Origin of the sequence: Terriglobus sp. TAA 43 (assembly GCF_000800015.1) — a bacterium.
In the GTDB taxonomy this organism is placed as follows: Bacteria; Acidobacteriota; Terriglobia; order Terriglobales; family Acidobacteriaceae; genus Terriglobus.
The window spans coordinates 1,127,673-1,151,270 of record NZ_JUGR01000001.1 but is presented as its reverse complement, the minus strand read 5'-3'; the positions used below and the strand labels follow the sequence as shown (position 1 = coordinate 1,151,270).

The 23,598-nt window shown below is 57.1% G+C and carries 24 protein-coding genes and 1 tRNA gene; 14 read left to right on the top strand and 11 right to left on the bottom strand.

Annotated elements, in window-relative coordinates:
- Positions 1 to 4: 4 nt before the first annotated feature.
- Positions 5 to 367, bottom strand: coding sequence for a hypothetical protein (locus tag M504_RS04885; RefSeq protein ID WP_156993531.1), 363 nt, complete (start codon positions 365 to 367; stop codon positions 5 to 7).
- Positions 368 to 452: 85 nt separating this feature from the next.
- Between M504_RS04885 and M504_RS04880 the strand changes: the two genes are divergently transcribed.
- Genes M504_RS04880 through M504_RS04870 form a run of 3 tightly spaced genes read left to right on the top strand, consistent with a single transcriptional unit; the run spans position 453 to position 3,497 of the window.
- The gene (locus M504_RS04880) at positions 453 to 1,874 is read left to right on the top strand and encodes a hemolysin family protein (RefSeq protein WP_047488640.1); all 1,422 of its coding nucleotides are present in this window, start codon (positions 453 to 455) and stop codon (positions 1,872 to 1,874) included.
- A complete protein-coding gene (locus M504_RS04875) occupies positions 1,871 to 2,821 on the top strand; it encodes an ABC transporter permease (protein WP_047488637.1) in 951 nt (316 codons plus the stop codon). Before M504_RS04880 ends, M504_RS04875 begins: the two co-directional genes overlap by 4 nt.
- 25 nt (positions 2,822 to 2,846) lie before the next feature.
- Positions 2,847 to 3,497 carry a hypothetical protein gene (locus tag M504_RS04870; RefSeq protein ID WP_047488634.1) on the top strand — a complete coding sequence of 217 codons (651 nt, stop codon included), beginning with the start codon at positions 2,847 to 2,849 and terminating at the stop codon, positions 3,495 to 3,497.
- Positions 3,498 to 3,502: 5 nt separating this feature from the next.
- Here the strand turns inward: M504_RS04870 and M504_RS04865 are convergent, their stop codons facing one another.
- Positions 3,503 to 3,991, bottom strand: coding sequence for a metallophosphoesterase family protein (locus tag M504_RS04865; RefSeq protein ID WP_232296156.1), 489 nt, complete (start codon positions 3,989 to 3,991; stop codon positions 3,503 to 3,505).
- A gap of 78 nt (positions 3,992 to 4,069) precedes the next feature.
- On the opposite strand from M504_RS04865, the gene M504_RS04860 reads away from it, so the two are divergent.
- The 4 genes from M504_RS04860 (at position 4,070) to secA (ending at position 9,537) form a co-directional block, all read left to right on the top strand.
- A complete protein-coding gene (locus M504_RS04860) occupies positions 4,070 to 5,011 on the top strand; it encodes a tyrosine recombinase (protein WP_047488631.1) in 942 nt (313 codons plus the stop codon).
- Complete coding sequence (locus M504_RS04855) at positions 5,008 to 5,997, top strand: tyrosine-type recombinase/integrase (protein WP_047488628.1); 990 nt, start codon at positions 5,008 to 5,010, stop codon at positions 5,995 to 5,997. Before M504_RS04860 ends, M504_RS04855 begins: the two co-directional genes overlap by 4 nt.
- 265 nt (positions 5,998 to 6,262) lie before the next feature.
- A complete protein-coding gene (locus M504_RS04850) occupies positions 6,263 to 6,559 on the top strand; it encodes a hypothetical protein (RefSeq protein WP_047488625.1) in 297 nt (98 codons plus the stop codon).
- Between the two features lie 95 nt (positions 6,560 to 6,654).
- Entirely contained in the window at positions 6,655 to 9,537 is a 2,883-nt protein-coding gene (gene secA, locus M504_RS04845) for a preprotein translocase subunit SecA (RefSeq protein ID WP_047488622.1), read from the top strand.
- Positions 9,538 to 9,620: 83 nt separating this feature from the next.
- Here the strand turns inward: secA and M504_RS22000 are convergent, their stop codons facing one another.
- From M504_RS22000 to M504_RS04825, 4 genes are all read right to left on the bottom strand, one after another.
- The gene (locus M504_RS22000) at positions 9,621 to 10,244 is read right to left on the bottom strand and encodes a hypothetical protein (protein WP_198137523.1); all 624 of its coding nucleotides are present in this window, start codon (positions 10,242 to 10,244) and stop codon (positions 9,621 to 9,623) included.
- A gap of 689 nt (positions 10,245 to 10,933) precedes the next feature.
- Positions 10,934 to 11,767, bottom strand: coding sequence for a hypothetical protein (locus M504_RS04835; protein ID WP_047488616.1), 834 nt, complete (start codon positions 11,765 to 11,767; stop codon positions 10,934 to 10,936).
- A gap of 79 nt (positions 11,768 to 11,846) precedes the next feature.
- Positions 11,847 to 12,107, bottom strand: a complete 261-nt coding sequence (locus M504_RS04830; RefSeq protein ID WP_047488613.1) for an anti-sigma factor — start codon at positions 12,105 to 12,107, stop codon at positions 11,847 to 11,849.
- Between the two features lie 52 nt (positions 12,108 to 12,159).
- Positions 12,160 to 12,789 carry an RNA polymerase sigma factor gene (locus tag M504_RS04825; protein ID WP_047488609.1) on the bottom strand — a complete coding sequence of 210 codons (630 nt, stop codon included), beginning with the start codon at positions 12,787 to 12,789 and terminating at the stop codon, positions 12,160 to 12,162.
- A gap of 141 nt (positions 12,790 to 12,930) precedes the next feature.
- On the opposite strand from M504_RS04825, the gene M504_RS04820 reads away from it, so the two are divergent.
- The 5 genes from M504_RS04820 (at position 12,931) to M504_RS04800 (ending at position 18,790) form a co-directional block, all read left to right on the top strand.
- A tRNA-Ser gene (locus tag M504_RS04820) sits at positions 12,931 to 13,022 on the top strand.
- A gap of 210 nt (positions 13,023 to 13,232) precedes the next feature.
- Positions 13,233 to 14,318, top strand: coding sequence for a nitronate monooxygenase family protein (locus tag M504_RS04815; RefSeq protein WP_047488605.1), 1,086 nt, complete (start codon positions 13,233 to 13,235; stop codon positions 14,316 to 14,318).
- Between the two features lie 162 nt (positions 14,319 to 14,480).
- Positions 14,481 to 15,497 carry a phosphogluconate dehydrogenase (NAD(+)-dependent, decarboxylating) gene (gene gnd, locus M504_RS04810; protein ID WP_047488603.1) on the top strand — a complete coding sequence of 339 codons (1,017 nt, stop codon included), beginning with the start codon at positions 14,481 to 14,483 and terminating at the stop codon, positions 15,495 to 15,497.
- Between the two features lie 101 nt (positions 15,498 to 15,598).
- Entirely contained in the window at positions 15,599 to 17,140 is a 1,542-nt protein-coding gene (locus M504_RS04805; RefSeq protein WP_052200409.1) for an APC family permease, read from the top strand.
- Positions 17,141 to 17,170: 30 nt separating this feature from the next.
- Positions 17,171 to 18,790, top strand: a complete 1,620-nt coding sequence (locus tag M504_RS04800; RefSeq protein ID WP_047488599.1) for an amino acid permease — start codon at positions 17,171 to 17,173, stop codon at positions 18,788 to 18,790.
- Positions 18,791 to 18,839: 49 nt separating this feature from the next.
- On the opposite strand, the gene nth is transcribed toward M504_RS04800, so the two are convergent.
- Positions 18,840 to 19,589: an endonuclease III gene (gene nth, locus M504_RS04795; RefSeq protein WP_047493492.1), complete on the bottom strand. Its 750-nt coding sequence runs from the start codon at positions 19,587 to 19,589 to the stop codon at positions 18,840 to 18,842.
- Between the two features lie 64 nt (positions 19,590 to 19,653).
- Here nth and M504_RS04790 point away from each other — a divergent pair, with 64 nt between their 5' ends.
- Positions 19,654 to 20,025 (top strand): glyoxalase/bleomycin resistance/extradiol dioxygenase family protein, encoded by a 372-nt coding sequence (locus M504_RS04790; protein ID WP_047488596.1) that lies wholly within the window; start codon positions 19,654 to 19,656, stop codon positions 20,023 to 20,025.
- 61 nt (positions 20,026 to 20,086) lie between these two features.
- On the opposite strand, the gene M504_RS04785 is transcribed toward M504_RS04790, so the two are convergent.
- Positions 20,087 to 20,902, bottom strand: coding sequence for a chlorite dismutase family protein (locus tag M504_RS04785; protein ID WP_047488594.1), 816 nt, complete (start codon positions 20,900 to 20,902; stop codon positions 20,087 to 20,089).
- A gap of 72 nt (positions 20,903 to 20,974) precedes the next feature.
- On the opposite strand from M504_RS04785, the gene M504_RS04780 reads away from it, so the two are divergent.
- Positions 20,975 to 21,616 (top strand): DedA family protein, encoded by a 642-nt coding sequence (locus M504_RS04780; protein ID WP_047488592.1) that lies wholly within the window; start codon positions 20,975 to 20,977, stop codon positions 21,614 to 21,616.
- Here the strand turns inward: M504_RS04780 and M504_RS04775 are convergent.
- The 3 genes from M504_RS04775 to M504_RS04765 are packed head-to-tail and all read right to left on the bottom strand — an operon-like array spanning position 21,613 to position 23,522.
- Positions 21,613 to 22,482 (bottom strand): flagellar motor protein MotB, encoded by an 870-nt coding sequence (locus M504_RS04775; RefSeq protein WP_084214093.1) that lies wholly within the window; start codon positions 22,480 to 22,482, stop codon positions 21,613 to 21,615. The two genes, M504_RS04780 and M504_RS04775, sit on opposite strands and share 4 nt — an antisense overlap.
- Positions 22,483 to 22,484: 2 nt before the next feature.
- Positions 22,485 to 23,246 carry a flagellar motor protein gene (locus tag M504_RS04770; protein WP_047488589.1) on the bottom strand — a complete coding sequence of 254 codons (762 nt, stop codon included), beginning with the start codon at positions 23,244 to 23,246 and terminating at the stop codon, positions 22,485 to 22,487.
- A 24-nt stretch (positions 23,247 to 23,270) separates the two neighbouring features.
- Entirely contained in the window at positions 23,271 to 23,522 is a 252-nt protein-coding gene (locus M504_RS04765; protein WP_047488586.1) for a flagellar FlbD family protein, read from the bottom strand.
- Positions 23,523 to 23,598 lie beyond the last annotated feature (76 nt).

Genomic DNA, 23,598 nt, shown 5'->3' with positions numbered 1-23,598 from the left:
CGAATTAACGGGCTGGAGGAGGCCGCGAGAAAAGGGAAGGATGCCATCCGGTAACTGTTCCGGAAAGCTCCAACAACACTGGCGGTCGCGGATGCGCTTGACGCGGCGCGCCAAGTATCAGGACCGCCATCACCACAATGGTGGTGATGGCTACGCAAAGGGCGCAGGTGTCTGGTGCATCCGTGTTCAGTGCATGAAGAACGAAATTGCCGGACGATCCTGTGGCGCCTGCCAGCGGAGCCTTCAAGGCCTCCGAGTGGCCGAAAACGGTGTGGGCCACCGAGAAGAGCAGAAGAAACAGACACAGCACAGCACATGCGCGTTGGAAACGCGTGGTGCTGTTTGCGGCTTGTAACTCTGTCATCATCTTTGCGTGCTCTGATTGTAGATTACACAATGCCGGACGGCGCCTGTTCGGGCAGAGCGACTTTTCCTCCAGTACACTCGACTCCATGCTTGAGTCGGCTCTGTTCCGCCTGATGACCGTCGCCGTTCTGATTCTGGCGAACGCGTTCTTCGTTGCGGCGGAGTTTGCGATTGTGTCAGTTCGCGAAACGCGTCTGGAACACATGGTGCGCAACGGGCGCGTTGGCGCTGCGACGGCTCTGCGACTGAAGCAGGAAATAGATGACTTCCTGGCGGCAAACCAGCTTGGCGTAACGCTGTGTTCGCTGGCGCTTGGCTATCTGGGTGAGAGTGCCGTGGCCCAGGTGTTGGAGCAGCTTTTTGGGCAGGCCACTTTCCTGCAACGGTGGAAGGTGTTCGCGCTGCACGAGACTGCCATCAGCCACATTGTGGCGATTGTGCTCGCATTTTCTATCATCACCTACCTGGAAGTTCTGTTGGGCGAGCAGGTGCCGAAATCGATTGCTCTGCAGCGCAGTGAGCGCCTTGCGTTGGCAGTTGCTGGGCCTATGGATGTCTTCATCCGCATTACGCAACCTGCGGTGCGCTTCCTGAAAGGTTCCACCGCGCTGGTGCTGCGTATGTTTCGCATGCCGTTGCGCAGCGAAGGCGGAGAAGTGCACTCGCCGGAAGAGTTGAAGATGGTGGCCACGGCAACACGTCGCAACGGCCTGCTGCCTGAGTTTCAGGAACAGATGATTCATCACGCCATCGACCTGAATCACGTAACCGTGCGCGAGATTATGACGCCGCGCGGACGCATCTTCGCGTTGCCGGCTGATATGCCCGTGGAGCTTGCATCGGCCCGCATCATTGAAGAGCAGCACTCGCGCGTGCCGGTATATGACCCTGTGTTGGGAACCGAGCACATCATCGGCGTGGTGTACTCCAAAGACATCTCACGGTTGATGCACTATCGCCGTGACAACCGTCTACCTGCTGTCTTACAGGCGCCTTCCGTGCCACTGCGCAACGTGGTGCGTGACGTAATGGTCGTCCCGGAAACGAAGCTTGCCGTCGAAGTTTTGCAAGAGTTCCAGCATCGTCGACGTCAGATTGCCATTGTGGTGGATGAGTTCGGTTCTACGGTGGGATTGGTTACCGCGGAAGATGTTCTGGAGCAGGTGGTAGGAGAGCTGCAGGATGAGTTCGACTTGGCGGCACGCAACCTTCCTACGCCGGATCAACACGGCAACGTGGATCTGGATGGCACGGTGACGCTGCGCGATTTGACCACCCAATTGCATTGGCACTTTCCGCGTGAAGCGGGCATTGAGACGCTGGCAGGTTTCATGCTGGCGCAGCTTGGCCATCTGCCCAAAACTGGCGAGGATGTGGTCTACGGTGGACACGTGTTTCGTGTGTTGGAAATGAACGGTCGTCGCATCAGCCGTATCCGTGTGCAAACCACGCCTGTCGCACAAGGTGAAGCCGTTGAATCGGTGCAGGAAGAGCGCAACGAGGCATGAAATCCGTGTGGCCCATTGTGAAACGTGTGCTGCTCACCCTGCCGGTGTTGTGGATCATCGTATCGTTAGTTTTCCTACTGATTCATCTGGTGCCGGGCGATCCCGTGGCGCAGATGATGGGAGAGGGCGCGAGTTCCACAGACCTGTCTGCCTTTCGTCATCAACTTGGGCTTGATTTGCCATTGCACACGCAGTATCTGCTGTATTGGAAGGGCGTCCTGCACGGTGATCTCGGCCGTTCCATCCGGTTGAAAGATTCAGTGACCGCGCTGGTGCTGGCGCGTTATCCATACACGTTGCTCATGTCGCTGACGTCGCTGTTGCTGGCGATTCTGCTTGCCGTGCCCGCGGGTGTCGGGTCGGCTTTGCATCGTGGCAAAGCAACGGACCGCATCCTTGGGGGAGTTTCGCTGGTGGGATTGTCATTTCCCAATTTCGCCCTGGGTCCGATTCTGATTCTGGTATTTTCGATTGGGTTCGGATGGCTTCCGGTTTCCGGTGCAGGTACAGGACCCTTGTTGGGGCCAAGTACGCTGCTCCATCTTGTTTTGCCTTCGATTACGTTGGGCCTCTCATTGGCCGCCATTCTCACCCGCATGGTGCGCACCTCCATGCTGGAAGAGCTTGGGCAGGACTATATCCGTACCGCGCGCGCAAAGGGATTGCCCGAACGTACGGTCGTTTACAAACATGCGTTGCGTAATGCTCTGGTGCCGGTACTAACGGTGATTGGGTTGCAGTTTGGTTCGCTGTTGGCGGGCGCGATTGTGACGGAAACGATCTTCTCGTGGCCTGGTATCGGGCGTTTGACGCTTTCCGCTATCTCCAATCGCGACTATGCCCTGGTGCAGGGCTGCACGTTAACCATTGGCCTGACGTACCTTGCAGCGAACCTGCTTACGGACCTGCTGTACACACTGGCTAATCCGCGGCTGCGACGTTCGTAGCTGGAAGCGGTAGACTCGTCCAGGTATGCGTTCTTTCATCGCAGCTGCGACCGCCTCGTTGCTCCTCTCGTCTTCTCTTGCTGCACAGCAGGCAAAGCCGAATGGTGCGCAGAATCTGAAGGGATTTACCGTACCCGACGAGCCTGCAAACCCGCAGCCTGCGGCACTGGTCTTTCACGATTCGAAGTACCACGTTTCCTACAGGGTTCCGGCCGGATGGGATACGGAGCGCAAAGACGGCGTCCTGTCTGACTTGGCAAAGGATGTCCGCAGCGCAAACAGAAGCATGCAGGTACGAGGTGTTTCTGCCATCAACTACAACCCGTATCCGCCAACGACCTTTTCCGGTGCGCTGTTCTATTACTCCGTCGTGCCGAACGCGAATGCGCAAAGCTGTGGCGCATTGGCGACCACCGGAAAGCTGAAGCCGAAGCCCGACGTGACGACTGCCGGCATAACGTTCAAGCACGGGCAGGATCAACATGGCGGCGTGTGTACGGAATCGCGCAATGAAGTCTTCACCGCGCTAAAGGGCAATACATGCTTGCGCTTTGATCTGGTGGTAAACACGTTTTGTGGAGAGTCCAGCGGTGCGGTGGAGATGAACTCGCAGCAGCTTGGCGATGTGAATACGCGGCTGGCAAACATCCTTGGATCGATTCACATCGATCGGTAAGAGAACTAACTATCCAGCGTGACGAACTCCACGCGCGTGTCGTTGCCGCTCAAATGGAGAAGGGCCATCGAGACAGGCAGGCGAAAGCGCCTCGGACCGATGCTGCCGGGATTGAGATAGAGAACACCGTTGCGTTCCTCAGTAGCGGGTTTGTGAGTATGGCCACTCACCACCACGCGGACACCGGCCGCTTCCGGCTTGATATCCAGGTCGTGGATGGAGTGCACCATGTAAATGGATGTGCCGCCAATTTCGATCAGGTCAGTGGCAGAGAGTGCTGCGCATGGTCCGGTGGTATCCACATTGCCGCGGATCGCAGTAACGGGTGCAATGTGCGCCAGGCGATGAAGGATATTGATATCGCCCACATCGCCCGCGTGCAGAATGCAGTCCACACCCTCCAGCAGGGGAGGGACTTCCGGGCGCAGGAGTCCGTGCGTATCAGAAATCACACCCACGCGGACCGTTCCATTCATGATTTCAGTGTGATGCATGGTTAGCCTCTGTGGTTATGACGAGTTAGGTTCCGGCTCTCGCTCTGCGGCGGCGGCAGACCCATAATCAATGATGCGATGCAGGCGTCCACGACAAGCAGCCGCAACTCCGAACTCCTCCGCGAATACATGACCATGCTGCGCGTGGAAAAGGGGCTTCGCCCGCTAACCTGCGAGGCGTATCTGCGTGATCTAGAACAGTTTTGCGAGCATCTGGAAGTAACCGATGGCCAGCTTGCTTCGGCGAAGCGGGAAGACGTGGCGGCGTGGATGGAGCATCTGCGTACCCATGACCGCACGGATCGCTCCATTGCGCGTAAGTTGAGCTGCCTGCGTGGCTTCTACAAGTGGATGTTGCTGGACAAACGCATGAGCCACGATCCCACGGTAAACATTGAAGCGCCAAGCACATGGAAGGTGTTGCCAAAGTCGCTGGCGGAAGAAGATGTATCGCGCATGTTGGAGATGACCGGCGTGGCCGCGCATCATCCGCAGGCTGATGCACTTTCGCTTCGTGATCATGCGCTGATGGAACTGTTATACGCAGGCGGGCTCCGCGCCGGTGAGATTGTTACGCTGAGAGTGGAAGACCTGCATCTGGACCAACAACGTGCGCAGGTGCGCGGCAAGGGCGATAAGGAACGCATCGTACCGTTGGGCGCGACTGCGTGCCGGGCAATTGAAGAGTATTTGCAGCGTGGACGTCCGCAGCTTGCAGGCAAGGGATTGCAACGGACGTTATTTCTCTCCGTGCGCGGGAAACCACTAACGACGCAGGTGGTGTGGTCGATTGTGAAGTCGACGAACTCACAGGCCAGCCCGCATAAACTTCGCCACAGTTGTGCCACGCACATGGTGGAACACGGAGCTGATCTGCGCAGCGTGCAGACACTGCTGGGCCATGCCGACATCAGCACCACGCAGGTGTACACGCATCTTGCGCTGGGTCGTTTGAAAGAGGTGCATCGACTGCACCATCCGCGTGCTCGCCGCCATAGTGCGGAGGTGCGTGCATCATGAGCCTGTCCGATCTAAGCAGTCGCTACGTCACCGTGTTGGAGACTGAGCGCGGCGCCAGCGAGCACACTGTTCGTGCTTACACACGTGAAGTGCAGAACTTCGCTGCGTGGCTGGTGGAAACGCTTGGCGAAGAGGGCGATATCCGACGGGTGGAGCACACGCATGTGCGCGCGTATCTGGCAGTCCTGTATGACCGTGGATTGACGAAGGCATCGGCAGCACGTGCGCTTGCGGCAGTTCGGTCGTGGTTTCGTTGGATGGCCAAAGAGGGCGTCGTCGAACAGAATCCGGCGACGCTGGTTGCCACTCCGAAGCTGCCGAAGCATCTTCCACGGGTGCCGTCTGCGGAAGAGGTCAATCGCGTTCTGGATGCCATTGAGAACGTAAGAGCAACGCCGCGTTCGGCGAAGAAAGCTGGCAAGAAATCTGCGAAGTTGGCAGACAAGGAATACACCGGGTGGCCAGAGCGCGACCGCGTGATCTGGGAGCTGCTCTACGGCTGCGGAATCCGTAATTCAGAGCTGGTCGGCATCAATCTGCGTGACATTTATTGGTCCAACGACGCGATCCTGGTTCGCGGCAAAGGTCGCAAAGAGCGTTATGTGCCTTTAGGCGATGCTGCGGCAGAAGCTGTTCGCGGCTATCTGCCACATCGGGAAGCGAAACTAAGGAATGGCAAAGCGGCGCTCATCGCAGACGGCCCACTGCTCATCAACCAGTCCGCGCGTGGTTCGGCGCGCCTGACGACGCGTTCTGTGGGAAGAATTGTGAAGGCCATCGCCATCCAGCGCGGTCTACCGGCTGATGTTCACCCTCACACGCTGCGCCACGCCTTCGGCACGCACATGCTGGAGGAGGGAGCCGACCTGCGAGCGATTCAGGAACTCCTTGGCCATGAACGGCTTTCCACCACGCAACGGTATACACAGCTCACCGTAGGCCAGGTGCAGCAGGTGTACGACGAGACCCACCCGCGGGCTAATTGAGACGACGTCTGGATCGCGCTTTGTCGGTCACAAGAAATACCAGTGAAGCGAAAAACGAAGCGAGAGCCACGAAGCAAAGCAGGGCCGTAATTCCGGAAGGACACATCCCGTCGCCGCGGACTGCGACGCCAATAAAAGCGAGTACGCACACCACAAAGCAGACGACACCCTTTGTGCCAGTGGACATGCGCGCATGAGTCTAATCCTAAAGCCATTTTCGGCAGCTGATGCGCCAAAACGTACGTTCGTCTAAACTAGGAAGCACATGCGTTCCCGCGCCGTTCATCTCGCGTGTCTATTGCTGCTGCTTTCGAGCCTGGCAGTGTCAGACGCGCGTGCCAGCAGCGTGGAACCCACGCGGACTCCTGGCGGCGTCTTTGTACGCAACCTGCTGCTGCAGGCGGCGATTGAAGAGTCTGAGCCCGCTACATCTGGTCCGGCGAACGCGGAATCCCATGACTTTGCGGCTTCGGTGTCATCCGAACACCGCGTCGTGCGTCCGGTACATGATGCCGTGGCGCAGACAGCGCACGTACACGCTGTGACGGGAAGCAGCCTGTAGCGCGCTGCTGATAGGAGTGCACTTCTTTCTCGCGGATGCTGCGGCACCGCGCCCTCTTGATCGCGCTATTTTTCGTATCAGCAAGGACGACCCCTGTGTTTAACAAGACTCTCGCCAAACTGTTTGGCACCTCCAACGAACGCGCTGTGAAGCGCATGCAGCCCATCCTCGATCAGATCAACGGTTTCGAACCTGCACTACAGGCATTGACCGACGAACAGCTCCGCGCCAAGACGGTGGAGTTCCGCGAACGCATCGCCACGCGCACTGCTGACATTGCCGATCGCGACGAACGCATCGCCGCGGAGAAGGTGGTTCTCGACGAACTCCTGCCGGAAGCCTTCGCTGTGGTCCGCGAGGCAGGCCGTCGCGTGGTGGGTATGCGTCACTTTGACGTGCAGATGATCGGTGGCACCGTCCTGCATCAGGGCAAGATTGCCGAAATGCGTACCGGTGAAGGTAAGACGCTGGTCGCCACGCTGCCTTGCTACCTGAATGCCCTGGCTGGTCGCGGTGTTCACGTCGTTACCGTGAACGACTACCTGGCCAAGCGTGACGCCGAGTGGATGGGCAAGATTTACGGCTTCCTCGGCATGACGGTCGGCGTCATCGTTCATGATCTGGATGACCGCGAACGCCGTGCTGCGTATGCCGCGGACATCACCTACGGCACCAACAACGAGTTCGGCTTCGACTACCTTCGCGACAACATGAAGTTTGAATTGAGCGAGCTGGTACAGCGTGGTCACTACATGTCCATCGTTGACGAAGTGGACTCGATCCTGATTGACGAAGCGCGTACGCCGCTCATCATCAGCGGTCCCACGGACCAGACCACGGACAAGTACGAGCGTGTGAACGTGATCATCCCTGAGCTTGAGCTGGGTGAGTTCACGGAGACGCTGGAGCAGAAGATTTACACCGGCGACTTCACGGTGGACGAAAAGGCTCGCTCCATCACAGTGACGGACGAGGGTTGGGAAAAGATCGAAGGCCTGCTCGGTATTGGCAATATCGCCGATCCTGAGAACTGGGATCTGAAGCATCACGTTGAGACAGCCATCAAGGCTCACAACCTCTACAAGCGTGACGTAGAGTACGTGGTGAAGGACGGCGAAATTATCATCGTCGACGAGTTCACGGGCCGCCTGATGCCGGGCCGCCGCTGGTCCGATGGTCTGCACCAGGCAGTGGAAGCGAAGGAAGGCGTCAGCATCCGCAAGGAAGACCAGACGCTCGCTACCATCACCTTCCAGAACTACTTCCGTATGTACAAGAAGCTGGCCGGCATGACCGGTACGGCGGAGACGGAAGCGGCGGAATTCGACAACATCTACAAGCTCGAAATCACGGTCATCCCCACCAACCGCGTGATGCAGCGCATCGAGTATCCGGACATTGTGTATCGCACGGCGAAGGAAAAGTACTTTGCCGTGGCCGACGAGATTGATCGTCTTCATGCGCTTAAGCAGCCTGTGCTGGTGGGTACGACCTCGATTGAGAAGTCTGAACTTCTGAGCGAAATTCTGAAGCGCAAGAACGTGCGACACGTTGTTTTGAACGCTAAGTTCCACGAGCGTGAAGCGGAGATCGTCGCGCAGGCCGGACGCCTTGGCATGGTCACCATCGCCACCAACATGGCAGGCCGTGGTACGGATATTCTGCTGGGCGGCAACGCCGAGTTCATGGCGCGTCAGGAACTGGCGAAGAGCGGTGTTGCGAAGTCGCTGGCAACGGTGGAGGGAACGATCGCTCCCGTCGCTGCGCCGGGCATGTACCGCTTCTATTACCAGAACGAAGAACACGAGTGCACGCAGGCAGAGTGGGACAACGCATTGGAGCATTTTGCGACGGACTGCAAGCGTGAGCACGAAGCCGTTCTGGAGGCGGGTGGCCTCTTCATCATCGGTACGGAGCGTCACGAAAGCCGTCGTGTAGACAACCAGCTTCGCGGACGTGCAGGCCGTCAAGGTGATCCTGGTGCGGCTCGCTTTTATCTGTCGTTAGAAGACGATCTGATGCGCATCTTCGCGCGTGAATGGGTCAGCACGCTGCTGCAGCGCCTCGGTATGGAAGAGGGTGTGCCGATTGAAAGCGGCATGATCACCAACCGTATTGCAGCTGCGCAGAAGGCCGTAGAAACGCAGAACTTTGAATCGCGTAAGCACGTACTGGAATACGACGATGTCATGAACAAGCAGCGTGAAGCGGTCTATGGCCTGCGTCACAATCTGCTTGAGGGCGTGGATCAGAAGGACCTCGTCCTGGAGGACTACACCGCTACGGCGCTGTCGAACATCCTGGATGAGACCGCTCCTGCCAATGTTCACGCGGATCAGTGGAATGTGACTGAGATGAAGGCGAAGCTTGTCGACATCTTCGGTACGGACTTCCCGCAGGTGGACGCTTCCGTGCTCAATCGCCATGAGCTTGGCGACACGCTTTTTGAGGGGTTGAAGCAGCGCTTTGAGGTGAAGGAACAGATCCTTGGGCCAGATACGCTGCGTTATCACGAGCGCGTGATCATGCTGAGCACGCTGGACGGTCTTTGGAAGGACCATCTTCTTGCGATGGATCATCTGAAGGAAGGCATCGGCCTGCGTGGTTATGCGCAGCAGGATCCGCTGGTGGCCTACAAGAAGGAATCGTTCGAGATGTTTGAGGCCATGATGCAGCGCTTCCAGGAAGACACGCTGCGCAACCTCTACCGCATGCAGATCGTCGGCCCAGATGGCATTCCCATCGAGTCGTTGGAGCAGCTTCAGGCTCTTCGCAGTATGGCAGCCCAGCCGGTAGCTCCTCCTCCTCCGCAGCTTCCTCAGACACCACCGCCCATGCGCATGAGTGGTGGCAGCGAAGTGGAAGAGCAGCCACGTCAGCCGGAAGCGCCACAGTTCCCAACGAGCCGCGGGCCGCAACGGCAACAGTATGCCCCACAAAAAGCGACCAGCGGACAGAAGCCAAAACGCCGCCGTTAACAAGAAATGAAGACGCCGCAAGCAGTGCTTGCGGCGTTTCTCTTTTGCAGAAAGGTGATCGCTTACCAGCGGCGCGCGAAATGCTATTGAGCGGCCTTCTGGCGGTGTGCAGTATTTTGCTGCGGAGAGTTTACGAATCGCATCAGATCGAGCACCGAATGCGGGGAAACTGTTTTTTCCGCGGACGGAGCCAGCTGCTGATAAACCCGCTGAATTTGTTGCGGAGTCATGCCGAGCGTGCTGTGTAAATCGTCATAGATCGACAAGACGTGGCTGTCTGGACCATACCTTTGCAGCAGACGCCATGCCTGATACGCGGCATCTTTGTCTATGCCTTCCTTTTCGGCCTCATCACGGAATAGTTCCAGTGGAGCTTTTCGGTGTTTCGTTTCGCGCTGTTCCACTGTTTTTTCGCTGCCGGCGGACGGGGATTCCATCCGATGCTTTGCGCGTCGAAGGCCGATCATTCCTGCGAGAATCCACAAAACGATGCCCAGTAGGAGGACCAGCGGAAGTAAGGGAAGCCAGGGCAGCATCGATTTGAAGAACACGGGCATAGTGTCCGAGTTCACGATCGAGCGGTCCACTTCGTTTTCAATACTGCCGACTGCAAAGGAATAGGTCACGAGAATGCTCGAAAGCACCGCAAGAGCAATGCCCGCCGGAATCCTTCGTTTGCGGGAGGCGCGACGACTTGTCCTCTTCACAACTCGGCTTTCGCCAGTGGAGGGAATCGCTGCATTGTCGATTGGAACCGAGAGCAATGGCCGGTTCGTGATGTCTCGTGTTTCGCTTTGGGACACTTGTGCGATCGGAGTAACGACAGAATGCTCCGCGGAAACACGAAGAGGCGTGGTTTCTTGCGTGCTTGCTACTCCGCCATCGCCAGCCTCTCGGATTGCAGGACTGATGGAGGGACGTGCCGCGGCAGAGATACCCGAACGTCGGGACAGTCGCGATCGCGAAATGCCGGAAGGGCGCGCGTAGCCGGGTTTGGGATCATCGTACGAGGGCCGATTCTGGCCGCCCTCGGATGCTGAAATCGAAGCCGTTTGCGGGAGGAGCAATTCTCGCAACGGACGATCTGCCGTCTGCATGGGCGGTGCAGTTTCTGCGCTTCGTGCAACGTCTTGCTTCGTGACTGGCTCTGCACGAAGAGATGAGGCACTCACTGTCGGCCCGGGCGGGACGGGAGCATTGACGTCTTCTGCGAAATAAGAAACATTCGGAGCAAGCGCGATGTCTTCCGCAAGACTTTCCGCTGGATAAGACGCTGCTTTGGGCTGTCGGGGAAGCCTGCGCGGTAGGGAAAAGCTGGCGTGGGTTTCATCCATGGGCGCAGAGGTATAACGTTCTTTGAACGTATCAGACCACGGGCTGCTTGCCCACTGCGCGGCTAGAGGGTGAAGTCCTTGCTTCTGTCTTTCGTAGCAGTCTGTGCCCGCCGCACCGTTGAAATTCGCGCAACGGGACGGCTTGTGGAATCCATCAACGATTGGCGTTTGGCCGCCTGCACTGCGTTCAGCAAATCCATAACGGAGACAATGTTGGTCCGGGCCCCCACAGGTTTCTTGCGGTCCGTATTGCGAAGAAGATTTCCGTATAAGTCCTGCACTTGTTCCGCAGTCATATGCAGATCCTCGATGAGGCGATCATCCAGTCGGGCGCGCATGCTGCTGGCGTAATAGGGCAGGAGAAACTGATAAGCCTGCGTCGAAATTCTCGGGCGAATGCCCCTGGCTTCCGTGATCTTGCGGAATTGTTCCAGCGTAATGACTTCACGGCCGGCCAAAGCACGGGTCTTCTTCGCGCCCCGAATCCGTCGATAGAGAAACAGAAGTGCCGCGAACAAAATCAACCCCACTCCGATCAGTCCGATCGCGGGGTAGACCAACTCCACAATTTTGACGACGACATCGGTCCAGCTCTGTGCGGAGGCGTTGAGACTGGAAAGGAAACGATCCGCGGAGGATGCAAAACCCACGACGTTGAAGACATACCCCAGAAACAGCACAGCACCCACCACGGTGATGAGTGCGCCTAAGGCGGATTTTCCGGGTCTATGGTCTTGACGACGGCGCCTGATCTGAGGGTCGGTACTACGACGGCGTGGCGCGCTATCCATGGCGCGACGACCGGAGTGATGTTCAGCTGAATTGTCTGTTGAGCGACGTCCGCCGGTGGGGATGGCGCGACGTTCACGTGCAATCGGTGGATCAGGCAGAGACATGAAAACCCCTCTCGGGAGGGAAAGCGTACCGCAACACGCAAACCCTACGTGAAGGGAGACTCAAAGTAAAGAGAAAATGCTATCGCTGCCCCGAAGCAGAAATGGACTTACGTCCCGTGCACGCAGCCAGAATACGCTGCACCGTGCGCTCTCGCACTTCGTCGGTCAGGTCGTAAACCTGATGATTCTTATAGACATGAATGGTCTGGCGGGTGGTGTCCACAAGAATTTCGCAGTGGTGGCACTCGCACAGATGTGACTGAATTTCCGTCAGCAGCTCAGGCTCGACCTGTCCGTCGAAATAATCCGTCATTTGGGCCAGAAATTCCGTGCAGGTCATCGGACGCCTCCGCGGGTCTGTGTGTGCGTATCGAATTGACCAAAGAGCAGCTTCACGGTCTGACGCTCCCATCCTTACGCTTCAGGTATCGGCTCAAACGCTCACGCAGTTGAAGCCTTGCCCGTAGCAATCTCGACTTAACCGCCGGGACACTCAATCCGAGTGCCTCTGCCGTTTCTTCCGTCGACAAGTTTTCGATGTCGCGGAGGGTGAAAACGGTGCGGAAACCTGGCGACAAACCTGAAATCGTCCTCTGCAGGATGTCTCCAAGCTCGGAAGAACTGTACTGCTGCTCGGGATCGGGTGTCCAATCGGCGAAATCGCGAGGGATGGAACCCTCTTCCGTCTGCACTTCCTGGTCCATGGAGACGGTGCGGCTGGTCTTGCGTTTCCGCAGCCGCATCAGGCTCTCGTTGACGGCAATCCGTGTCAGCCAGGTGGAGAACTTGCTGTTTCCCTGAAACTGGTCCAGCTTGCCATACGCCTTCATGAAGACGTCCTGCGTAATGTCTTCAGCATCTTCGCGGTTCTGCGTGATGTGCTGCGCTACACGGAAGATCTGGCGGTCATATTGCCGCACCAGCTTCTCAAACGCAGCGGCATCGCCGCCGCGCGCAGCTTCCACCAACGCAACGTCGGGGTGCACTTCTTCTGTTCCGGTCTGTTCGGCTACCGTTGGCATGCGTCCCAGTCAGTGTACTTGGCGCCATTCTTCCCATCAACCAAACAACGTACATTCATGCGGAATAGGCTCGATTTCCACGATTCGGATGTGATTGGCTTCATTGCCACTAACTCGCTCAACCGCTATACTGATGAAGTCGGAGAGTTGGCAGAGCCCGGTTGAATGCACCTGACTCGAAATCAGACATAGGAGCAATCCTATCGGGGGTTCGAATCCCTCACTCTCCGCCATTACCCCCCCTAAATACTTTCAATTCAATGCCTGCGCGTGCTGTTACCTCCTGCGTGGGGACTTTAGAGCGCTGACGCTTTCCTATCGGGATAATCTGCTTCTTCGCCATAACTTCGCTAGTAGTTACCCAGCCTTTGGTCTCGAAGCCATTCTGAATCCATACAACGTTGACGGGAGTCGTATCTGAGTCAATTCTTTTCAGAGGATCTATGTCAAAGGCATGGAATCATACCCGAGTTGCCGAGAAGCTTGGCGTCGTATATCCCCTGATTCAGGGACCGCTCGGCGGCTTTCCATCGCAACGTCTGACGGCTGCAGTATCCAACTTCGGAGGGCTCGGTTCTTTCGGAGCTCACGGGCTTGAACCGGCAGTGATCAACGAGCGAATTGCCGAGATTCGTTCTATGACCTCAAAGCCGTTCGCCATGAATCTTTGGGTTTCTATGGAAGATCAGGGCGCTCATACTTCGGATGATGCCGCCTTTCAAAAGGCGCTGTGGCATCTGGCCCCGCATATCAAGAAAGTTGGCGGATCGGCGCCGAATTACTCCCCATACAAGGGGATCCGATTTGAAGACCAGGCTCGCGCTTTGTTCGATGGCGGCGTTCCCGTCTTTTCGTTCATCTACGGCGTCCCTCCCCGAGAGATTCTCGATGAGGCGCGCAGGAAAGGCGTGATCACCATCGGCACAGCGACCACGCCTAACGAAGCATCAGCACTGGAACAAGCTGGTGTCGATTTGGTTGTTGCGTCAGGCTTCGAGGCAGGTGGGCATAGAGGATCATTCCTGCGCTCATCCGAGGACTCTCTTACCGGCACCATCTCCCTCGTTCCGCAGACGGTAGATCAAGTAAGTATTCCCGTCATCGCAGCAGGAGGCATTGCTGACACACGTGGCATAGCCGCCGCCTTCGCGCTTGGGGCTGGAGGGGTTCAGATGGGAACGGTTTTCTTAACGTGTGAGGAGTCGGGTGCGCATCCGGTTCACCGCGAGGCCATTCTCAGTGGCAAGGCTAAACACACGTCGCTGACTCGAGGCTTCACGGGAAGGCTCGCTCGTGGCATCCAGAATGAACTCCTTGAGACGCTCAATCAGCCCGGCGTGGAGATTTTGCCTTACCCGCTACAGAGGGGGCTGATGCGTAGCCTGGCACTCCCAGCACAGGAGGCGAGGGATGCTGAACTGCTTGCTCTTTGGGCTGGTCAAAGTGCGAATCTTGCTCGATGCACCAACGTGGAAGAGTTGCTGACAACACTTGTTGATAGCGCGGCAGAAAAGATCAACCGGTCGTGATTGAGAGCTGAGTCAGTTTCCAGAAGCGGGGTTACTCGCGAGTGGCCAGCGGAAGTCCACTCATCTATCCGCAAAATATTCACGACACGACGCACATCATCCTGCCCCGACCTGTCTTCTAATGGGCAAAAGTCATTTCCTCAAGATTGAGGTGGGGTTCTTATGCAGATCGGAATGATCGGACTCGGCAGGATGGGAAGCAACATGGTGCGGCGGCTCGTGAACGCTGGGCATGAGTGCGTGATCTATGCGCGAACACCTGCCACTGTTGCGAAGGTCGCAGCGTACGGTGCCACAGGCGTGGCTTCCATTGAAGAACTTATCGAACGTCTCACACCGCCGCGCGCGTTGTGGCTGATGGTGCCCGCAGGTGCAGTCGACGATACCGTTGCGCAGATTCTTCCGCACTTTAGCGCCAACGACATCCTGATCGATGGCGGAAACTCGTACTACGTTGACGACATCCGCCGTGCGAAGGAAGTTGCTCAATCCGGTGTGAAATGGGTCGATGTTGGAACGAGCGGAGGCGTCTTCGGCCTCGAACGTGGGTATTGCCTGATGATCGGTGGCGACGAAGCATCCGTGAAATCGCTGGATCCTATCTTCAAATCGCTTGCTCCAGGACGTGGCAGCGTGGATCGCACGCCGGGTCGAGAAAAACTCCCCGCCAGCACCGCGGAAGATGGCTACCTACACTGCGGGCCTTCGGGTGCAGGGCACTTCGTCAAGATGGTTCATAACGGCATCGAATACGGGATCATGGGCGCGTACGCCGAAGGGCTGAACATCCTGAAGCACGCAAACGCAGGTAAAACGGTTGATTCAACCGACGCGGAAACCACTCCGATGCGGAATCCCGAACTGTATCAATACGACTTTGCATTGCCGGAGATTGCCGAGGTCTGGCGTCGTGGCAGTGTCGTGTCGTCGTGGCTGCTCGATCTGACGGCTACTGCGCTGGCCGCATCACCGGAGTTGACGGAGTTCGGCGGAAGGGTCTCGGATTCTGGTGAAGGACGTTGGACGTCGATCGCTGCCATTGATGAAGGCGTTCCGGCAGACATCCTCACCACGGCCCTCTACGCCCGGTTCACCTCCCGCGAAGGCAGCATCTTCGCTGACAAATTGCTGTCCGCAATGCGGTTTCAGTTCGGCGGTCATGAAGAGAAGAAAGCATAGGCGGAAAACTGGCCAGATGGGTGCGTCCATGCGAGACGGCACCGGTCTGGGGACGTTTGGGTGGCGGATGATGACCCGCTCTGTTACAACAGAGCAACACCGTGTCCAACATTGCCTCCTCACCTGAATCGGCCGAGACGACAGAGTTCGTCAAAGGCCTCGGATTGTTCTCTGCGACTGCCATCGTCATGGGTTCGATGGTGGGCAGTGGCATCTTCATTGTTCCGGCAGAGATGGCGCGGGGCGTGCAATCGCCAGCCCTATTGATCGCTGCGTGGCTGGTAACGGCTGCGATGACGCTGATCGGTGCGCTGAGCTATGGCGAGCTTGCCGCCATGATGCCGAAGGCGGGCGGTCAGTATGTGTATCTGCGCGAAGGTTTGGGGCCCATGTGGGGCTTTCTGTACGGCTGGACGCTGTTTCTGGTCATTCAGTGTGGCACGATCGCCGCAGTGGCCGTGGCTTTCGGCAAGTTTCTGGGCGTATTTGTGCCTAGCGTTTCGGCCAGCAACTGGATCTGGCATATTGCGCATGTTCCGGCATGGCCCGTTGGGCCAATGGTGCTGGGCAACATGGAAGTGGGGCTTTCGACGGCGAACTTTGCCGCGATCATCATTCTGACCCTGCTGACCCTCCTGAACAGCTTTGGCGTCAAGTTGGGCGCGTTGATTCAGAACATCTTCACCAGCGCCAAGATTTTCGCGTTGCTGATGGTGGTTGGGCTTGGGCTGATGGCGAAGAACGCCACCGCCATCGCGGCGAACTTTGCCAACGGCAACTTCTGGGCCGGTGCAGGTGTACATACGCTGCATCCGGTGCAGGTGGGAGTTGGCGGACCAACGGCGATGGTCGGTTTCCTGACCGTGATTGCCGTAGTACAGGTCGGATCGTTGTTCTCCAGTGACGCGTGGAATAACGTCACCTTTACTGCAGGCGAGATCACGAATCCGAAGCGGAATCTGCCGCTGTCGCTTGCGATTGGCACGGGTGTGGTTCTGTTGTTGTATATCGCAGTGAACTTCATCTACTTGGCGGTTTTGCCGCTGCATGGTGTGGCCGACGGCGGCACAATTCTGCAACGGGGCATCCAGTTTGCCAGCGAAGACCGCGTGGCTACGGCGGTGATGGAGCAGGCATTTGCCGGGTATGGCGCGCGGATCATGGCGCTGGCGGTGATGATCAGCACGTTTGGCTGTGCGAATGGCATGCTGTTGAGCGGCGCTCGCGTGTATTACACGATGAGCCAGGACGGTCTGTTTTTTAAGGCGGCTGGAAAGCTTTCACCCAAGTCAAAAGCTCCGGTAGTGAGCCTCTGGGTGCAGTGGGCATGGACCTGCCTGCTCTGCCTTTCGGGGTCGTACGGGCAACTGCTGGATTATGTGATCTTTGCGGTGCTGGTGTTTTATATCCTGACGATTGTGGCGCTGTTCCGGCTTCGCAAAACGCGTCCAGATGCGGAACGACCGTACCGGGCCATTGGATATCCCGTCTTGCCGGGGTTGTACATCGTGATGGCAAGCTTCATCTGTGTTGTACTCTTGCGATATAAGCCGCAATACACTTGGCCGGGGCTGATCCTGGTGCTGCTGGGACTCCCGGTGTATTTCCTTTGGCGGGGACGCTCTGCGTCTGCTGCAGCGTAGTTTGATTTTGTTCTAGAGGTAACCCGACTGATGGCGAATCTTTTTGCCCGTAAAACCATGGATGTCCTGCTCGCGGAGGCACGCGAAGAGGGCGCCCACACACTGCAACGGTCGCTTGGGCCGTTTGCTTTGACTTCGCTGGGTGTTGGCGCGGTCATCGGCGCGGGCATCTTTGTGCTTGCGGGCATCGGCGCGCACAATGCGGGACCGGCCTTGATCCTGTCCTATGTACTGAGCGGCCTGGGCTGTGTGTTTGCGGGACTCTGCTATGCGGAGTTCGCTGCAATGATTCCGCTAGCGGGTTCTGCCTACACCTATGCGTATGCAACGCTGGGCGAGATTTTCGCGTGGATTATCGGCTGGGACCTGACGCTGGAATATGCGATGGGTGCCTCGACGGTGTCAGGTGGATGGTCGAATCACTTCATCGAATTCCTGAACATCTTCGGCATCAAGTTTCCCTTGTGGCTGGCGTATGACCACTGGACCGGTCTGCGTACCGCGACTGACCAGGTGGCACGTGCGATGTTGCATGCGCAGCACCCGGAACTGATTGCGGGAACGAAGGCCTTTTCTGATGCGCTTGAGGCGCTGAAGCTGGCCGCTCCGGCTGCATTGACGGAACAGGCACATACTTTGTTGAATGCGCCTCATCTGTTCGGCATGGAGATTGGATTCAACCTGCCAGCGTTCATTATCGCCTTGATCATTACGGCGATTCTGGTGGTGGGAATTCAGGAATCGGCGAAGTTCAACGCGGGCATCGTCGTGATGAAGGTCGCAGTAGTGCTGTTCGTCATCGGCCTGGGATCGCATTACATCAGCCACTCAAACTGGGGTGGTGACTGGCACACTTTCGCACCCATGGGTGTGGGCGGCATTGGTACTGCAGCCGGACTGATCTTCTTCAGCTATATTGGCTTCGATGCGGTGTCGACAACGGCACAGGAAGCCAAGAACCCGCAGCGCGATCTGCCTATCGGCATCATTCTTTCGCTGATTATCTGCACCGTGCTGTACATCGGCGTCGCGGCCGTACTGACGGGCATGGTCTACTGGCCCGACATCAACATTGAGGCACCGGTGGTGAGCGCGTTCCTGTCGCATAACCTGGCATGGGCTGCGAACATCATTACGGTCGGCGCACTGGCGGGCCTTACCAGCGTCATGTTGGTGATGCTGCTGGGACAGTCGCGTGTGCTGTATGCAATGGCGAAGGACGGTCTGCTGCCAAACAAGTTCTTTGGCTCTATCCATCCGAAGTTCCGCACCCCCTGGAAGGCCACCATCCTTGCAGGCGTGCTGGCAGCGATTGTGGGTTCCGTTACGCCAATCGACGATATTGGCAAGATGGTGAACATTGGAACGTTGCTGGCGTTCGTGATCGTGTGCATTGCGATCATGGTGCTGCGCAAGACCGATCCAGATCGTGAGCGCCCGTTCCGCGCACCGCTGGTATGGCCGATTCCGGTAGTTCCGGTGCTCGGTGTATTGTTCAACGGCTACATGATGTACAAGCTGGGCATCTGGAACTGGGTCCGTCTGATCGGATGGCTGGTGATCGGTATGGTGGTGTACTTCACCTACTCGCGCAAGAACAGCCGCGTGCAGTTGGGACTGCCTGATCCCGAACCGGTTGACCACCTGTAAACAACTGAAGTATGGAAAAGCCCTCCAAATCGGAGGGCTTTTCCTTTGGCTAGTGGGAAGCCCAGGTTTTGTCGCTGGAGTTGCAGAGAGTTTCTAAGGAGCAATCGACGCACTTTGGCTTGCGCGCTTCGCAGATCTGACGGCCGTGATAAATCAGTTCGTGCGAGAAGCTGATCCAGTGATCCTGTGGGATGATCTGCATCAAGTCGCGCTCTACTTTCACTGCGTCATCGTTGGTGGTGAGTTCCAGTCGACGGGACAAGCGCAGAACGTGCGTGTCTACGACAACTCCAGTGGGGATACCGAACCATGTGCCCAGGACTACGTTGCTGGTCTTGCGTGCAGCGCCAGGAATGCGCAGCATCTCATCCATGGTTTGAGGGACGTGGCCGCCAAATTCTTCCGTGACAATCTTCGCTGCGCCCACGAGTGACTTGGCCTTCATGCGGAAGAAGGAGAGGGAAGCGATGATTGGCTGGATGGCTTCTGGTGTAGCTTGCGCCATGTCCTGCGGTGTGGGATAAGCATTAAACAGCGCAGGAGTGACCATGTTCACGCGTACATCGGTGCATTGCGCCGAGAGAATTGTGGCGACCAGCAGTTCCCACGCGTTGTGGTGATTCAGAGCGCAGGTAGCGTTGGGGTAAGTGCGGTCCAGCGCGTCAATGATGGCGCGCACGCGCTCCGGGGCGAGCGGATTCTTCGTCTTGCCCAAGGCTTTCTTTGGCGAGACGGGTTCGCTCGTGGCGATTTTACGCGCAGAGACGGCCTTTGCCGCTGATGGGGAAGCGGCTTTCACGGGGGCTTGTTTCTTTTTCGTTGCTTTGACTGGCACGAGAGCAGTGTAATCCGGCCGAGGGGACATGGCTATGGATGCTCGCATGGTTGTCATGTTGCATGTGCCAGATGTGATCGGGACTGCATCTTGGTATGCCGAGCTTGGATTTACTGTGCATGACATTGGCCGGGACGGCGATGAAGCTGTGTGGGCGTTACTGTCGTGGCGTGGTGCGGAGTTGACGCTGAGCGCAGGGGGCCACCCACCGCAGCATATACGCAGAAGTGCCGATCTTTATATCCACACGGAGGACGTGGATGGGCTTTTTGATTCCATGCGGAACAAGGCAGAGGTGGTTGAAGATCCTCACGACACGTTTTACGGTCAACGTGAGTTTATTTTGCGTGATTGCAATGGCTTCTGGATCACGTTTGGCGAGCCTGCGCGGAAAGCGTAAGCGATAAAAAGGGCATGACGTAAGCCATACCCTTTCTCTCTCGTGTTTTTGCAGAGGTTACTTAGCCGATGCGATCGAGCATCTCTTCGGGCGTCACGCGGACGCAGGAGAAGATCGGGAAGTCCTTCAGCGTGTACATGCTGGCTTCGGTTTCGCGAAGCTGCTGTACGAGGTCGACGAAGTCTTCCGGGAAGTTGGTTTCGAAGGCCACCACGAACTCCTGATCGTCGATGCCGAAGGAGTACGTCGTGTTGAGCTTCACGCGCGGATACGCGAGGCCGACGCGGATGTGTTCGTCCATCAGTCGACGGCGCTCTTCCATCGAAAGCATGTACCACGGGCGCGTCTTCCAGAAGGGATAGACGAAGATGTACTTGTGACCACCGGGGCGAATGGCGCCGCGGCTTTCTGCTTCGCTCTCGTCTTCGCGATCGATCTGGTACTGCGAACGCTTCGTCATGGAGAGGAAGTGATGCGGGATTTCGAGGTAGCCACCGAGCGGTGTGGAGAGCAGTTCGCTGCGCATGCGGTTCATCTCTTCCACGGAGTAGCAGATGGACCAGACGAGCATGTCCACATCGCCGCGCGTACCCACGGTGGAGTAGGTCATGGTGAGGAACGCGCCTGGCTTCTGCCACTTTTCAATGACGGCATTGAAGGCAGCCTTTTGAGCAGCCTTTTCAGCAGCGGGAAGGCGTTTCCACTCCGGCAGAATGCGGTAGAAGGAAAAGGCTACGATCTGGCGTTTGACGGGCGCTCCACCGCCATGTGTGTGTTGCGGACGGCCCGAGGGCTGCGATCCGTAACCGGCCGGAGGTCCGGCGACGGGAGTGACGGTGTGGGCGGCGGTTGTTTCGGGCGCGTTCGTTTCTGCCATGCCTTAAGAATATCAGCCGGGTATACTCAGCGAAGTTTCCCCAAACTCGCGAGCCATTGAAAGAAAGCCGACATGACCGAAAAGATCATTGACTTCCTGCTGCCCTACGTCACTCACCTGATCACCGCGATTGGATATCCCGGCGTAGCGCTGCTGATGGCGATTGAGTCCGCCTGCATTCCTCTGCCAAGCGAAATCATCATGCCGTTTGCTGGATTTGTAGTCAGCCTGGGCAAGATGAATCTCTATCTTGCTGCAACGGCTGGCGCGATTGGCTGCAATCTTGGGTCAGTGATTGCGTATTGGATTGGTGCTTACGGCGGTCGTCCGCTGGTGGAGCGGTTTGGTCGTTACGTGCTGATGAGCCACAAGGATCTGGACCGCGTGGATCACTACTTCAAGAAGTATGGCGAGATCACGGTGTTGATCGGACGTCTGCTGCCGGTGGTGCGCACGTTTATTGCGCTACCCGCTGGGATTGCACGTATGCCGCAGCTTCGCTTCCACATCTACACGTTCATCGGCTCATGGCCGTGGTGCTTTGCGTTGGCTTATGTGGGCATGAAAGCGGGTGCAAGCTGGAACGATCCGCACAGCACACTGAAGCGGATTCTGCACAAGGCAGATGCGGCCATCATCCTGGTGATTCTTGTTGCAATCGTCTGGTTCGTGTGGACGCACCTGAAGAATCGCAACGCGCCCGTTGAGGCTTAGTTCAAATGGGTTGGGCGTGACGAATTAGATCGCGTTGCGAATGGTAATGGAGGAGCCTCGTTGGCAGAGATGCCACGAGGCTTTTTTGTTTCATTCGACTTGTTGTTCGCTACGGGGATTGCTGTTTTTGTGCGCAACAGGACAATGTCAACGCGCCGATTGGCGGCGCGGCCTTCGGCGGTGTTGTTGCCTGCGATGGGGTGAAATTCACCGTAGCCCGCAAGAGTGAAGTTCGCGGGTGAGTTGATGCTGCTCATCATGAGAACCTGCGCGATGGATGCAGCGCGTGCCGTGGATAGTTCCCAGTTGGAACGGAATTGTGCCGTGTGTATGGGCTGATTGTCCGTGTGCCCTTCAATGCGTGTAGGGCCGATGGGAAGCGCTCGCGCAATCTTTGTCAGAATCGCTAGTGCAGAGGGCTTTACCTCTGCGTTCCCTGAGTCGAAGAAGCCCGCGCTGTCGAGCGACAACGTTGTTCCCTCGTCGTTGTTACGGATGGTGACCATGTGTTGCTGCACTGCGGCAGCGAGTGCGCTTGCAATCTCGTCTCTGGCGGCATCCTCCTTTCCCTCGCCTTTGCTGCCCTCGATAAGAGGTGTCTCGATGGGCATCTCCAGCGGCATGGGTGCGCCGTTGCTGGTGCCTGCTCCTGGCGCAAGTGGTGGTGTCTTCGCATGAGCATCGAAGCCGCCAGTCTGTTGGAACGCAGTCTGCATCGCCATGGCCATCTTGGCTGCCTTCTTCTTGTCACTGGAACTGGATGCAAACATCACAACGAAGAAGGCGAAGAGCAGTGTGAGGAGGTCAGCCCAGGAAACGAGCCATCGTTCATGATTTACGTGCTCGGCATGCTTCTTCTTGCCCATGGCTATGCAGCCTCTGTGTGGCCGTGAGCAAGGAAGGTTTTCAGCTTAGTTTCAATCATGCGTGGATTCAGGCCTTCCAGGATGCTGATGACGCCTTCGAGCATCATCTCCTGCATCATCAAGTGTTCCTTATGGCGGATCTTTAGCTTGCCCGCAGCAGGAAGACAGAAGAGATTCGCGAGCGCGACACCGTAAATCGTGGCGACGAACGCGACAGCGATGCCTTTACCCACTTCGTCGATGTTGTCGAGGTGCTGCATTACCTGAATGAGTCCAAGCACAGCGCCGATGATGCCGACGGTAGGTGAAAAGGCGCCCGCGGATTCCAGTACAGCGGGAATTTTCTCTTCCATCTCGCTCTTGTTGTCGATCTCGAGCTGCATGATCTTGCGGACTTCGCTGGACTCAGTGCCATCCACGGCGAGCATCAGGCCTTGTTTCAAGAAAGGATCTTTGACGGTGGCGAGATCCGCGTCGAGCGAGACGATCCCGCTTTTACGAGCCTTATTTGCAAATTCGACAATCTGCTTCAACACTGCATCTTCATCCGCACCTTTGTGCAGGAAGACACCAACAACGCCCTTGGCGGAAGCGATGAGGACATTCAGGGGGAATTGCACAGCACATGCGCCGATAGTGCCTCCGAGGACGATCATGGCAGCCGTAAGTTGGGTGATTTGGCCGAGGTTGCCGCCTTCCATCATCATGGCGCCAAGGATGGCAACGAGGGCGATGACAATGCCTCCGATGCTTGCGATATCCATTGTGTGTCTCCATCTCCGAAAAAGTTAGGAGTGATGCTGTGCTGCGTGCAGTGCAAGGTGCGCACTGATCGCAGCATCGGCAGAAGGCCATGCGTTGTGCAACACGTTGGAGCGATATTGCATTGTGCGCGTAAGAACGTCGGCACAGGTTTCCAGAACGACGATCTTTTCGCCTGTGACGAGTGTGAGTGTGGTGTCAGGTATAGCTTCGGCCAGTTTGATCAGATCGCTATTCACAACAAAGATATGGCCGTTGAGGCGGGTTAGTTCAATCATGACGAACCTTCTGTATTCGTTCTTTGTATCGGCAGGAAGAGGAAAGAAATGAATTTCCGTTCCATATATGCACGAA